This window comes from Mycobacterium sp. MS1601, assembly GCF_001984215.1.
Classification (GTDB): Bacteria; Actinomycetota; Actinomycetes; order Mycobacteriales; family Mycobacteriaceae; genus Mycobacterium.
Map to the genome: position 1 here is coordinate 884,811 of NZ_CP019420.1, position 12,013 is coordinate 896,823.

Annotated in this window: 16 protein-coding genes; 3 read left to right on the top strand and 13 right to left on the bottom strand. The window is 65.6% G+C overall.

Features of this window, described 5'->3' with window-relative positions; translation table 11 throughout:
* Positions 1 to 35 precede the first annotated feature (35 nt).
* The 3 genes from BVC93_RS04150 (at position 36) to BVC93_RS04160 (ending at position 3,041) form a co-directional block, all read left to right on the top strand.
* The gene (locus tag BVC93_RS04150; RefSeq protein ID WP_236950239.1) at positions 36 to 755 is read left to right on the top strand and encodes a GAF domain-containing protein; all 720 of its coding nucleotides are present in this window, start codon (positions 36 to 38) and stop codon (positions 753 to 755) included.
* Between the two features lie 224 nt (positions 756 to 979).
* A complete protein-coding gene (locus BVC93_RS04155) occupies positions 980 to 1,633 on the top strand; it encodes an undecaprenyl diphosphate synthase family protein (RefSeq protein WP_236950240.1) in 654 nt (217 codons plus the stop codon).
* Positions 1,634 to 1,637: 4 nt separating this feature from the next.
* Entirely contained in the window at positions 1,638 to 3,041 is a 1,404-nt protein-coding gene (locus tag BVC93_RS04160; protein ID WP_083736069.1) for an FAD-dependent oxidoreductase, read from the top strand.
* Positions 3,042 to 3,043: 2 nt separating this feature from the next.
* Here the strand turns inward: BVC93_RS04160 and BVC93_RS04165 are convergent, their stop codons facing one another.
* The 13 genes from BVC93_RS04165 to BVC93_RS04225 all read right to left on the bottom strand — a co-directional run bounded on the left by BVC93_RS04165 (position 3,044) and on the right by BVC93_RS04225 (position 11,954).
* Positions 3,044 to 4,504, bottom strand: coding sequence for a sugar transferase (locus BVC93_RS04165; RefSeq protein ID WP_236950241.1), 1,461 nt, complete (start codon positions 4,502 to 4,504; stop codon positions 3,044 to 3,046).
* A gap of 243 nt (positions 4,505 to 4,747) precedes the next feature.
* Positions 4,748 to 5,044 carry a 30S ribosomal protein S17 gene (gene rpsQ / locus BVC93_RS04170; protein WP_083736071.1) on the bottom strand — a complete coding sequence of 99 codons (297 nt, stop codon included), beginning with the start codon at positions 5,042 to 5,044 and terminating at the stop codon, positions 4,748 to 4,750.
* Positions 5,044 to 5,277, bottom strand: a complete 234-nt coding sequence (gene rpmC / locus BVC93_RS04175) for a 50S ribosomal protein L29 (protein ID WP_083736072.1) — start codon at positions 5,275 to 5,277, stop codon at positions 5,044 to 5,046. The genes rpsQ and rpmC overlap by 1 nt, the downstream gene beginning before the upstream one ends.
* The gene (gene rplP, locus BVC93_RS04180) at positions 5,277 to 5,693 is read right to left on the bottom strand and encodes a 50S ribosomal protein L16 (RefSeq protein ID WP_083736073.1); all 417 of its coding nucleotides are present in this window, start codon (positions 5,691 to 5,693) and stop codon (positions 5,277 to 5,279) included. Before rplP ends, rpmC begins: the two co-directional genes overlap by 1 nt.
* 2 nt (positions 5,694 to 5,695) lie before the next feature.
* On the bottom strand, positions 5,696 to 6,520 hold the full coding sequence (gene rpsC, locus BVC93_RS04185; protein WP_083736074.1) for a 30S ribosomal protein S3: 825 nt from the start codon (positions 6,518 to 6,520) through the stop codon (positions 5,696 to 5,698).
* Positions 6,520 to 6,978 (bottom strand): 50S ribosomal protein L22, encoded by a 459-nt coding sequence (gene rplV, locus BVC93_RS04190; RefSeq protein ID WP_083736075.1) that lies wholly within the window; start codon positions 6,976 to 6,978, stop codon positions 6,520 to 6,522. Before rplV ends, rpsC begins: the two co-directional genes overlap by 1 nt.
* On the bottom strand, positions 6,978 to 7,259 hold the full coding sequence (gene rpsS, locus BVC93_RS04195; protein WP_083736076.1) for a 30S ribosomal protein S19: 282 nt from the start codon (positions 7,257 to 7,259) through the stop codon (positions 6,978 to 6,980). The genes rplV and rpsS overlap by 1 nt, the downstream gene beginning before the upstream one ends.
* Positions 7,260 to 7,277: 18 nt before the next feature.
* On the bottom strand, positions 7,278 to 8,114 hold the full coding sequence (gene rplB, locus BVC93_RS04200; RefSeq protein WP_083736077.1) for a 50S ribosomal protein L2: 837 nt from the start codon (positions 8,112 to 8,114) through the stop codon (positions 7,278 to 7,280).
* A gap of 22 nt (positions 8,115 to 8,136) precedes the next feature.
* Positions 8,137 to 8,439: a 50S ribosomal protein L23 gene (gene rplW, locus BVC93_RS04205; RefSeq protein WP_083736078.1), complete on the bottom strand. Its 303-nt coding sequence runs from the start codon at positions 8,437 to 8,439 to the stop codon at positions 8,137 to 8,139.
* Entirely contained in the window at positions 8,439 to 9,092 is a 654-nt protein-coding gene (gene rplD / locus BVC93_RS04210; protein ID WP_083736079.1) for a 50S ribosomal protein L4, read from the bottom strand. Before rplD ends, rplW begins: the two co-directional genes overlap by 1 nt.
* Before the next feature lie 3 nt (positions 9,093 to 9,095).
* The gene (rplC, locus tag BVC93_RS04215) at positions 9,096 to 9,749 is read right to left on the bottom strand and encodes a 50S ribosomal protein L3 (RefSeq protein WP_083736080.1); all 654 of its coding nucleotides are present in this window, start codon (positions 9,747 to 9,749) and stop codon (positions 9,096 to 9,098) included.
* A gap of 14 nt (positions 9,750 to 9,763) precedes the next feature.
* Positions 9,764 to 10,069, bottom strand: a complete 306-nt coding sequence (gene rpsJ / locus BVC93_RS04220) for a 30S ribosomal protein S10 (protein WP_003883485.1) — start codon at positions 10,067 to 10,069, stop codon at positions 9,764 to 9,766.
* 319 nt (positions 10,070 to 10,388) lie between these two features.
* The gene (locus BVC93_RS04225; protein ID WP_083740788.1) at positions 10,389 to 11,954 is read right to left on the bottom strand and encodes a carboxylesterase/lipase family protein; all 1,566 of its coding nucleotides are present in this window, start codon (positions 11,952 to 11,954) and stop codon (positions 10,389 to 10,391) included.
* Positions 11,955 to 12,013 lie beyond the last annotated feature (59 nt).

The window sequence follows — 12,013 nt, forward strand, 5'->3', positions numbered from 1 at the left end:
TGCTTGGCCCAGCCCTTTGGTTTAGCGTGGGTTTGGTGACCGCCTCCCTGTCCGGGTTCGACGACTGGCTCAACCGCGCACTCGAACAAAGCGCACTCGACAACGGCGAGGATGTCAGATCCTATGTCACCCGAGCAGTGGCGGCGCAGATGGTAGCCGACCATCGCTTGAAGAACAGCAGTCAACTCCAAGAGTTGGTCGCCCGGCTCGCGGCACTGGACGAGCTTGCCAAACCCCCGATGCCCAGCGTGCGGGCCGCGGTCTGCGATCCCCGACGCCTCCAGGAGTTGTACGCGACAGGCCTACTCGATACACCACCCGACGAGGCGTATGACCGAATCACCCGCGCCGCCGCCGCGGCGCTGGATGCGCCGTTCGCACTGGTCACCCTGATTGACATCGACCGGCAGTTCTTCAAGAGCGCCGTCGGGATGACGTTCGAGTCCGCCCACGACCGGCAGACACCGATCGAACGGTCCGTGTGCCAGTACGCCGTGGCCAGTGGGTCACCGCTGGTGCTCGAGGATGCCCGCACGGATCCGGTGTTCAAGAACCATCCCGCGGTACTGGACGGAACGTTCGTGTCCTATCTCGGCGTTCCACTGATCAGCCCCAATGGCAATGCCGTCGGCACCCTTTGCGTCTTCGACCTGAAGCCACGGCTGTGGGGCAGCGGGCACATCCAGGTCATCAGCGATCTGGCCAACCTCGCAGTTCAGCGCATGTTCAGCGCTGCGCCGTCGACCTCGCGCTGAGCCCGGTCGACGATTTCCGGAATCGCTTGTGCGCGAACCCGGGCAAATCTGCACCGGATCCGACGGTGCCGTCGCTTGGTTTTTATCCAATTAGCCCCCGGACCATCGAATTCGTTCAAAAGTTAGACGAAAATCAGTGCACACCACGCAATTTGGTGACAGATCGCGCACTGAATACGATCTGTAGTACATTTGCTCCCACCGCTGCGACTAGGGGGTGGCAGGTGCATGCAGGGCCGGCGCACGTGGGCTTGATCCCTGATGGATTGCGCCGTTGGGCCCACTCCAACAACACCGGTCTGGCGGAGTCCTATCTGCGTGGCGCGCACAAAGTCACCGAAATTCTGCTGGCTCTGCAGAGGCACGGCGTGCGAACGGTCACCGTATACAACCTCAGCCGGGCAAATCTCGACAGAACGGACGAGGAACTGGATGCGGTCTACGAAGCGTCCACCCATTTCTTCACCACATTGATCCCCCGACATTTTGATCCGGCGATCTGCACGTTGCGTTTGCATGGTAATCGCGAGCTCCTACCGGGTAAGTATGTGTCAGCTGCCCACAAACTGGAGACGACGATGAGCGGTCAGGATTTCAGGATCAACATCCTGGCCGCCTACGACGCCGCCGACGAGTTGCGGAGGGCACATCGCCGCGCCGTGCAGGACAACTGCGACATCGCCGACGCCTTCGACATCGACGCCGTCGACCTCGTCATCCGCACCACCCCCGAACCGCTGCTCAGTGGCTTCCCGCCGCTGCAGAGCCAGTACGCACAGCTGGTCTTCCTGCCGACCCCGCTCAACGACCTCGAACCGAGCTGTATCGACCATTTGCTCACCGAGTTCCAACGCTCGCCCCAGCTGCGGGGTCGGTGAAGCGATGCCGTCGCCGCGTCCTGTCATCATCGGTGCCGGACCAGCCGGTCTGACTGCCGCCCTGACACTGGCCGGCCAAGGCGTCAATGCCCGGATCCTGGAGCAATCCGGTCAGGTGGGTGGACTGGCGCGCACGCCGCAGAAGGGAGATTGGCGCATCGACCCCGGCGGACACCGCTTCTTCACCCGCAACGAGGCGGTGATGGAACTCTGGAAATCGCTGCTGCCCGCCGATCAATGGATCTCGGTGCGGCGCCGCTCGGCCATGCTGATCGACGGCCACTACGTCCCCTATCCCCTGCGGGGTCGCGAACTGCTGACGCAGCTGGGGTTCTGGCGAGGCATGCGGGGCCTGGGAAGCTACGTCAACAGTCGCATGTTCCGCGCTGTCCACACACTCGATGACTCCGCGAGTTTCCGGGAGTGGGGCACCTACCAGTTCGGCCGCTACTGGTATGACATGTTCTTCGACGGCTACGTCCGCAAGACCTGGCGCGCCGATCCCGATGCCATCTCCAGTGACTGGGCCGAACAACGCATCAAACCCATCCGCTGGGACCTGCGACGCAGACCGGCTCCTGCCGGCGACCAGGACGCGTTCCTGTACCCCCGGCGCGGGCCCGGTCAGCTCTGGGAGGCCGCCGCGGCGGCTCTGGCCGACGTGGGGGTCACCCCGTTTTTGGACGCACACGTGGTCAACGTGAGGTTCGGCGGCGGACGCTGGACGGTGGAACTGGACAGCGGCGAGACGGTCACCGGTGACGCCGTCTTCTCCAGCATGCCCCTGCGGTCACTGGTGGAAGCCCTTGATCCCGCTCCTCCTGAGCAGATCAGGCGCGAGGCGGCGACACTGAAGCATCGCGGTTTGGTGACGGTGGCCGTGGCTCTGCGCGACCGCCACGAGATCCCGTTCAACTGGGTGTACACCCCTGGCGACGGGTTTCAGGTCGGCCGCATCCAGAATTACGCCAACTGGTCCAAGGCGCTGGCCCCGAACGGGTTCGACGGGACCTATCTGGGCTTCGAGTACTTCATGGGCCCGGACGACGACCCGCGCCCGGCCATGGAGGAAGATCTCACCACCACAGTCGAGCGCGACCTGCGCACACTGGGCGTGGACTCCTCCCAGGTGGAACACGTCATGGTGGTCCGGTCGCGGTACGCCTACCCGATCCGCAACGCAACCCAGGACAACAGCGTCGCGCACATCAGGGATTACCTACGCGCCAACTACCCGTCGTTGCACCCGATCGGGCGCAACGGTATGCATCGCTACGACAACCAGGACCATGCGATGTTGTCCGCGATGCACAGCGTGGACCGGTACTTCGGCAAGAACGTCGACCCATGGCAGGTGAACACCGATCGCCGCTATCACGAAGCCGGGTTGTTACGCCCCTTGAACTGACATCACTCCGAGCCGCGGAACACCGCGGCCACGGTCAGCAGCAGGATCTTTATATCCAGCGCCAGCGACCAGTTCTCGATGTAGTAATTGTCCCATTCGGCACGGTCTGCGATCGAGGTCTGACCGCGCAGGCCGTGCACCTGTGCCCATCCGGTGACACCGGCCTTCACCCGGTGGCGTTCGCCGTAGCGGCGGATCTGCATCTCGAAGAGCTCCACAAAATCCGGCCGCTCCGGACGAGGGCCCACCAGGCTCATCTCGCCCCTGAGCACGTTGATCAGCTGCGGCAGCTCGTCGAGGGAGGTTGCCCGCATGAACTTGCCGACCTTGGTACGCCGGTCCACTCCCTCGACGCCGCCGGGAGCGGCACCGGTGAGCAGTTCGAACCGGGCGTCGGAGGCGCTCGGCGGACGCATGGAGCGGAACTTGAGGCAGCCGAACACCCGCCCGTCACGACCGACACGCTCCTGCTGGAAGAAGATCGGGCCCGGCGAGCTGAGCTTGACCATCAGCATCAGAGTGAGGAACAGCGGAGAGATGGCCAGCAGCCCGAGTCCGGCGATCACCCGATCGGAGATGTGCTTGGCGGCGAACTGCCAGCCGTTGGGGTTGGTGTAGGACAGCGCCAGCACCGGAAGGCCGCCGATGTGTTCGATCCGCGCCTTCTCGCCGATGGTGTCGAACATGCGTGGTACCACCCAAACCCGTAGCCCCCGGCGGTGGGCAACGTGCACCACCTCGGTGTAAGCCTGGTCCCGGCTCCGCGAGAACGCGATGAAGATGCTCTCCGCGCCGGTCTGGGTGACCGCACGGTCGATGTCCTCGAGCGTGCCGACGTACGGCACGGAGGACTCCGACGGCGCCTCGCTACCGAGGTTGGGCGCCTCGTCGTCGAGCAGTCCCACGGGCCGAAGTCCGTATTCGGGTGACGACTCGAGGCGTTCGATGATCTGGTGGGCCACCCGGCCGTTGCCGATGATCAGCGTGGGTGCACCCGTCGGCCCGTTGCGTTGCATGGCGCGCCGGACGCCGGTCTGAACAAATCGCCCGAGCGGGATCAGCAGCGCGGCGAAGATCCAGGTGTAGACGGCCATCTTGCCGGGCCGGCCGGGCACGTTCAGCAGCACCAGGGTCGCCAGCCAGACAATGGCGGACACCGCGATGGTGGTCTCGATCAGGCCGATCTCGTTGAGGAACTTGCTGTTGAGCCGATGTTGATAGACCCCGCGCAGGCCGAGCAGCACCACCAACACGGGAACGAAGAGGACGGTCAACCAACCCGGAGCGAGGTTCGCGTTCTGCAAAGACGCCCACCACACACCCCCGGCGAGCGACAGGCTCGCCGTTGCCACATCGACCAACAGGGGCACCAGGATGCTGAGCCATTTACGACGGGATTCCGCCGGTGTGATGAGCGCGGAGTCGTCCAGCGCCGCCGTGACTGAGCCACCGGCTACTGGCATCGTGTCGACAAGGTGTGACTGTGACGCCATTCTGCGCTCAATCCGCCAACATGGCGGACAGAGGAGATCCGCTGGTGCGACCGCACGTCAGGGCCTGCAACGTATGCGCACCGCGGCCGGAAAACACGTGGCGATCTTATGCAGAAACCAGCCGCCCCGCAAACAGTTTGGGCGTATCAGACGAAGAATGCCCGTCGCGACAAGATCGCGGCGGGCATTTTCGAATTGAATGGATACTGCCTGTTACTTGGCCTTCTCGAGCACCTCGACCAGACGCCAACGCTTGGAAGCCGACAGCGGCCGGGTCTCCATCAGCGAAACGCGATCGCCGATACCGGCGTCGCCGTTCTCGTCGTGCGCCTTCACCTTGGTGGTGGTGCGGATGATCTTGCCGTACAGCGGGTGACTCTTACGGTCTTCCAGCTCGACGACAATGGTCTTCTGCATCTTGTCGCTGACCACATAGCCGATGGCGGTCTTGCGACGGCCACGGGGCTGCTCGGTCCGGGGGGTGCGCTTGGGACCCTTTTCCTCTGCCATCACGATTCCTCACCATCGGGTCCGGAGGTCAGACCCAGTTCACGTTCCCGCAGCACCGTATAGATGCGTGCGATTTCCCGGCGCACCAAACGCAGCCGACGGTTGTTGTCCAGCTGTCCGGTGGCCATCTGGAAGCGCAGGTTGAACAGCTCTTCCTTCGACTCGCGCAGACGATCGGTGAGCTCTTCCTCGGTGAGCTCCCGCAGTTCGCCCGGCGTAACTCCTACTGCCATCAGAACTGCTCCTCTCGAGTGATGATGCGCGCCTTGATCGGCAGCTTGTGGATCGCGCGGGTCAACGCCTCGCGCGCGGTCTTCTCATCCGGGTAGCTGAGCTCGAAGAGCACGCGGCCCGGCTTGACGTTGGCTACCCACCACTCCGGCGAACCCTTACCGGAACCCATGCGGGTCTCGGCGGGCTTCTTGGTCAGCGGGCGGTCCGGGAAGATGTTGATCCACACCTTGCCGCCACGCTTGATGTGCCGGTTGATGGCGATACGAGCGGACTCGATCTGACGGTTGGTCAGATAGGTGTGCTCCAACGCCTGGATGCCATAGTCACCGAAGCTCACCGAGGTACCACCGCTGGCGATGCCGCGCTGCCTCGGGTGGTGCTGCTTGCGGTGCTTGACCCTGCGAGGGATAAGCATGTCTAGCTCTCCGTTGTCTCAGTCGCGCCGGCTGCTTCGGGAGCAGTGGTGGCGGGAGCTTCTTCCGAAGCAGCCCGTCCGGCGTCAGTGCTGGTGGCGGTGGTGCCCGACGCACCGCTGCGACGCGGGCGGGTGCCCGACGGGCGCTCGCGACGCGGGCGGTCAGCGGCCGGGGCGGCGGCGGCCAGCTCACGCTTGCCACCCACGATGTCGCCCTTGTAGATCCAGACCTTCACGCCGATGCGGCCGAAGGTGGTCTTGGCTTCGTACAGGCCGTAGTCGATGTCGGCGCGCAGCGTGTGCAGCGGCACCCGACCTTCGCGGTAGAACTCCGAGCGGCTCATCTCAGCGCCACCGAGGCGACCCGAGCACTGCACCCGGATGCCCTTGACGTTGGGTTGACGCATCGCCGACTGGATCGCCTTGCGCATCGCACGACGGAACGCCACGCGGTTGCTCAGCTGCTCGGCGACGCCCTGGGCCACCAGCTGCGCCTGGCTCTCGGTGTTCTTCACCTCGAGGATGTTCAGCTGGACCTGCTTGCCGGTCAGCTTCTCCAGGTCGGCGCGGATGCGGTCGGCCTCGGTGCCGCGACGGCCGATCACGATGCCGGGCCGTGCGGTGTGGATGTCGACGCGGACCCGGTCCCGGGTGCGCTCGATCTCCACGTTGGCGATACCCGCGCGCTCCAGGCCGGTGGCCAGCAGCTTGCGGATCGCGACGTCTTCCTTCACGTAATCGGCGTACTGCTTGTCGGCGTACCACCGGGACTTCCAGTCGGTGGTGATACCGAGACGGAAGCCGTGGGGATTGATCTTCTGGCCCACTACTCCGAGCCCTCCTTCGAATCGGCGGTCTTCGCAGAAGCGGCCTTGCTGGCCTGGGCGCGACGGCTGCGTGCCGCGTTGGCCGAGGCACCGCTCTTCTTGGCCGGGCGGCTCTCCACGATCACGGTGATGTGACTGGTGCGCTTGCGGATCCGGTAGGCACGGCCCTGGGCACGCGGCCGGATGCGCTTGGCAGTGGGGCCTTCGTCTGCGTAGACGGTGGCGACCACCAGGGTGTCGGGGTCCAGGCCCTCGTTGTTCTGCGCGTTGGCCGCGGCGCTGGCGATCACCTTGGCGACGGGCTCGCTGGCGCTCTGCGGCGCCCAGCGCAGGATGTCGAGTGCCTCAGCGACCGACTTACCACGCACCAGGTCGATGACGCGACGCGCTTTCGTGGCAGAGATGCCCACGTGGCGGGCGACTGCCTGCGCAGACGGATATTCGATGACTGTTGTCATTACCGGCGCTTCGCTTTCCGGTCATCCTTGATGTGACCCTTGAACGTGCGGGTGGGGGCGAACTCGCCCAGCTTGTGCCCGACCATCGCCTCGGTGACGAACACCGGCACGTGCTTGCGACCGTCGTGGACGGCGAAGGTGTGCCCGATGAAGTCGGGGAGGATGGTGGACCGACGGGACCAGGTCTTGATGACCTGCTTGGTGTTCTTCTCGTTCTGGACGTCGACCTTCTTCAGCAGATGGTCATCGACGAACGGACCCTTTTTAAGGCTGCGTGGCATGGCTCTTTCCTTCCTCGCCTAGCGCTTGTTCTTGCCGGTGCGCCGGCGGCGGACGATGAGCTTGTCGCTCGGCTTGTTCTTGCGGGTGCGGCCTTCCGGCTTGCCCCACGGGCTGACCGGGTGACGGCCACCGGAGGTCTTGCCTTCACCACCACCGTGCGGGTGGTCGACCGGGTTCATCACGACACCACGGACGGTGGGGCGCTTGCCCTTCCAGCGCATACGGCCGGCCTTGCCCCAGTTGATGTTGCCCTGCTCGGCGTTGCCCACCTCGCCGACGGTGGCGCGGCAGCGCACATCGACACGACGGATCTCGCCCGACGGCATACGCAGAGTCGCGTAGGTGCCTTCCTTACCGAGCAGCTGGATGCTGACACCGGCGGAACGGCCGAGCTTGGCACCGCCACCGGGCCGCAGCTCCACAGCGTGGATCACGGTGCCGGCCGGGATGTTGCGCAGCGGCAGGTTGTTGCCCGGCTTGATGTCGGCGTTGGCGCCGGACTCGATGACCGCGCCCTGCTTGAGTCCCTCGGGGGCGATGATGTAGCGCTTCTCGCCGTCCAGGAAGTGCAGCAGCGCGATGTTCGCCGTGCGGTTCGGGTCGTACTCGATGTGCGCGACAGTGGCGTTGACGCCGTCCTTGTCGTGGCGACGGAAGTCGATCACCCGGTAGGCGCGCTTGTGGCCGCCTCCCTTGTGCCGAGTGGTGATGCGACCGTGTGCGTTACGTCCGCCCTTGCCGTGCAGCGGGCGAACCAGCGACTTCTCCGGGTGATCGCGAGTGATCTCTGCGAAGTCGGAGACGCTGGAGCCGCGGCGACCGGGGGTCGTCGGCTTGTACTTACGAATGGCCATTCTTCGTCAATCTCCCTGCCGGCTAGGCCGGCGCTCCGAACAGATCGATGGGCTTGCTTCCCGCGGCCAGCGTGACCAGCGCGCGCTTGGTGCTCTTGCGCTGGCCGTAGCCGGCGCGGGTGCGCTTGCGCTTGCCCTGACGGTTCTGCGTGTTCACCGAATCGACCTTGACCTTGAAGATCTTCTCGATGGCGATCTTGATCTGGGTCTTGTTCGAGTTCGGGTGCACGATGAACGTGTACACGTTGTCCTCGATCAGCCCGTAGCTCTTCTCCGAGATGACCGGGGCCAGGATGATGTCGCGGGGGTCCGTGATGGTAGCCATCAGGCCTTCGCCCCTTCCTTGCTGTTGGCCTCGATGTAGGCGGTCAGCGCCTCGACGCTGAAGACCACGTCGTCGGCGTTGAGCACGTCGTAGGTGTTGAGCTGATCCGGCGAGATGACATGCACACCAGGCAGATTGCGCACGCTCTTGGCGCCCACCTCGTCGGCGCGACCGATCACGATCAGAACCTTCTTGTTCTCGGTCAGAGAACCGAGGAAGGTCTTGGCGCTCTTGGTCGACGGCACCTGGCCGGAGACCAGCTCGGTGACGGCGTGGATGCGCTCGTTGCGGGCGCGGTCGCTCAGGGCGCCACGCAGGGCGGCGGCGATCATCTTCTTCGGGGTGCGCTGGCTGTAGTCGCGCGGCTGCGGGCCGTGCACGATGCCACCACCGGTGAACTGCGGTGCGCGGGTCGAACCCTGACGGGCGCGACCGGTGCCCTTCTGGCGGTACGGCTTCTTGCCGCCGCCGGAGACCTCACCGCGGGTCTTGGTGGCGTGCGTGCCCTGACGCTTGGCGGCCAACTGCGCTGTCACCACCTGGTGCAGCAGCGCGATGTTCGCGTCGACGTCGAACAGCTCGGCGGGCAGCTCGATGCTGTCAGCCGTCTTGCCGTCCGGGGTCTTGACTGTGATTTTCAGATCAGTGGCCATCGTTTACTTCTCACCTCGTTTGATCGCGCTGCGAACCATGACGAGCCCGCCGTTACGGCCAGGGATGGCGCCCTTGATCAGGATGACGCCCTTCTCGGCGTCGACCTTGTGCACCTTCAGGTTCTGCGTGGTGACCTTGTCGCTGCCCATGCGGCCGGACATGCGGGTGCCTTTGAAGACGCGGCCCGGGGTGGCACAGCCACCGATGGAGCCGGGACGACGGTGCACAGCCTGCGCACCGTGGCTGGCGCCCTGGCCGCGGAAGCCGTGCCGCTTCATGGTGCCGGCGAAACCCTTGCCCTTGCTGGTGCCGGTGACGTCGACGAAAGCACCGTCGGCGAAGATCTCGGCGGTCAGCTCCTGGCCGATCTCGTAGTCGGCGGCAGCGGCCTCGTCGTCGAGACGAAGCTCGGCGAGGTGGCGGCGCGGGTTCACCCCTGCGGCGGCGAACTGACCGGTGACCGGCTTGTTCACCTTGCGGGGGCTGATCTCGCCGTACGCGAGCTGCACGGCGCTGTAGCCGTCGCGCTCGGTGGTGCGGATGCGGGTCACCACGTTGGGGCCGGCCTTGACGACCGTCACGGGAACGACCTTGTTGTTCTCGTCGAACACCTGTGTCATGCCCAGCTTGGTGCCCAGAATGCCTTTGCGTGCCATGATTCTTGGGTCTCCTACTGGATGTTCACGTCGACGCTGGCCGGCAGATCGATGCGCATCAGGGCGTCAACGGTCTTCGGCGTCGGGTCGAGGATGTCGATCAACCGCTTGTGTGTACGCATCTCGAAGTGCTCCCGCGAGTCCTTGTACTTGTGCGGGGACCGAATGACGCAGTACACGTTCTTCTCGGTCGGCAGCGGCACAGGTCCGACCACGCTGGCGCCGGTACGGGTCACCGTCTCGACGATCTTGCGCGCCGAGGCGTCAATCGCCTCGTGGTCGTAGGCCTTCAGCCTGATGCGGATCTTTTGTCCCGCCACGCTTCTCCTACCTAACTACTCACGGGGCTCCCCATGGAGCCCCCAACTGTCTCGTCGTTCCGCACGGTGTCCGCACGAAATGCCGCCGCTGTTTACCTGTCTCTGGTTCACCGGTCCACGCGGTCGGGTGTGTCGCCGTCACGCAGCCTCGTCCGCGTCGAAATTCGATCGCGCCTAAGGTTGGACCGGACGCGCCCGTTCGGGCGCAGGTCGGATGCCCGCGCAGAATCCAGCACCCGAAGGCGCCAATCCGGCTCAAGGCAACCCGAACAGTATGCCCTAGATCCCGGCGCGATCCAAATCCCTGGTCAACGGATATTCAGCGGTCGAGCGAGGCCCAGAATTCGCACTGGTGCCCCTGCTCGAATCCGGAGCGCACGTGGCTTCCGTCGGCGTCGAAGGACATCCGCGGCCCACCCGCCTCGTCCACCGGAGGCCAGGCCGGAGCCCCCTCGGCGGCGGGCACTCCCTCGCGGACAAAGGCGCTGAAATAGTCGATCATCTGGTCGGAGAGCTGCTGCTGGACCGGGTCGAGCGCGGGAACTCCACCGATGTCGAACAGATACCTCAACTCCAGTGAGTGGCTGGCGCCCACCGGGAACGGGACTTGGCGCAACGGGTCCGGCGCGGGCGCGGTCCGGTCGGTGAACTCGTAGGAGTAGACAGGCGCCCCCGCTGCGGCCATTCCCTCACCCATTCGGGCGTTCACGCAGGCGAAGGCCCCGTCGGTGACGGCAGCGGAATACGCCAGCGACACGTTGCCGCCGTGGGCGTCCAGTGGGTAGCGCTCCCCCACCGCCACAGCGTCCGGCCCGAAGGTGCGCTCCAGCAGGCCGGGGTAGTCGACCGGTGTCGGCTCGGTGCCGAGTCGCAGGAACTCCAGGGCCATGAACAGGGTGAACTCGTCGCGGGTGGTGCCCATCAGCACCGGGACCTCTCCCACCTCACGCTCGGCCATGGCGCGCACCGGGTCCACCGGCAGGGTCGCTGTTCCGGTGACCGGCCCGGACAGCTTGTCGTCACCGAGCTGGCCGAACCAGACCGGCGTCTGAAGCGTCTCGGCGGGCAACGCACGCAGACAGGCCGGTGCCACCGCCTCGTCGGGACAACTGGCCGCGGCGGCGTAGTCAAGACTGGGCTGACGGGCCGCGGCGACATCGAGTTGGGCCGCACAGGGGCCGCTCATCAAAATGGCAGCCCGGAACAGGCCCTCGGAGTCGGGCGAGACCAGGTGGTCGCACACCGACATCGCGCCCGCCGATTCGCCTGCGACGGTGACCTTGGCCGGATCTCCACCGAACGCGCCGATGTTGTCGCGCACCCAGCGCAGAGCCGCCTGCTGATCGGCCAGGCCGTAGTTGCCCAGTTCGTCTGGCGCACCGAGGGCGGGGTGGGCCAGAAAACCCAGCGCACCCAGCCGATAGTTGACGGTCACCACAACCATCTCGCCGCGCGTCGCCAACCACTGCGAGTTGTAGAGATCGGCGCTGCCGTTGACGAAGGCCCCGCCGTGGATCCACACCATCACCGGCAGGCCCACCGCGTGCGCCGGCGACCAGACGTTCAGCGACAGGCAGTCCTCGCTCATCCCTCGGCCCCAGTCCGGATCGCGGGTGGCGTCCTGGATGCAGCGGGGACCCGACTTGGTGGCGTCGCGCATGCCCTCCCAGGGCGGCACGGCGGCCGGCGGCTGCCAGCGCAACTCGCCCACCGGAGCGGCGGCGTACGGAATGCCCTGGAACAGAACATGATCCGGAGCAACAAGACCGCGCACCGATCCCGAGGCGGTTTCTGCGACGCCGGAACTCAACGTGGCATCCGGAGTCGGCGCCTCGCGCCCTCCGTGCACCTGGGCGCCGCCACCTCCGCAAGCCACCAGCAACATCAGCAGCGCGAGAGCGGCCACCCATCGACAGATCAGCAGACATCCCTTCGTCAAAGAGT

Bases quoted from the DNA above. Each gene is read 5' to 3' on its own strand.
- BVC93_RS04160 (WP_083736069.1), top strand. From the start codon at position 1,638: ATGCCGTCGCCGCGTCCTGTCATCATCGGTGCCGGACCAGCCGGTCTG.
- BVC93_RS04165 (WP_236950241.1), bottom strand. From the start codon at position 4,504: ATGCCAGTAGCCGGTGGCTCAGTCACGGCGGCGCTGGACGACTCCGCG.
- rpsQ (WP_083736071.1), bottom strand. From the start codon at position 5,044: ATGGCAGAGGAAAAGGGTCCCAAGCGCACCCCCCGGACCGAGCAGCCC.
- rpmC (WP_083736072.1), bottom strand. From the start codon at position 5,277: ATGGCAGTAGGAGTTACGCCGGGCGAACTGCGGGAGCTCACCGAGGAA.
- rplP (WP_083736073.1), bottom strand. From the start codon at position 5,693: ATGCTTATCCCTCGCAGGGTCAAGCACCGCAAGCAGCACCACCCGAGG.
- rplV (WP_083736075.1), bottom strand. From the start codon at position 6,978: ATGACAACAGTCATCGAATATCCGTCTGCGCAGGCAGTCGCCCGCCAC.
- rpsS (WP_083736076.1), bottom strand. From the start codon at position 7,259: ATGCCACGCAGCCTTAAAAAGGGTCCGTTCGTCGATGACCATCTGCTG.
- rplB (WP_083736077.1), bottom strand. From the start codon at position 8,114: ATGGCCATTCGTAAGTACAAGCCGACGACCCCCGGTCGCCGCGGCTCC.
- rplW (WP_083736078.1), bottom strand. From the start codon at position 8,439: ATGGCTACCATCACGGACCCCCGCGACATCATCCTGGCCCCGGTCATC.
- rplD (WP_083736079.1), bottom strand. From the start codon at position 9,092: ATGGCCACTGATCTGAAAATCACAGTCAAGACCCCGGACGGCAAGACG.
- rplC (WP_083736080.1), bottom strand. From the start codon at position 9,749: ATGGCACGCAAAGGCATTCTGGGCACCAAGCTGGGCATGACACAGGTG.
- BVC93_RS04225 (WP_083740788.1), bottom strand. From the start codon at position 11,954: ATGTTGCTGGTGGCTTGCGGAGGTGGCGGCGCCCAGGTGCACGGAGGG.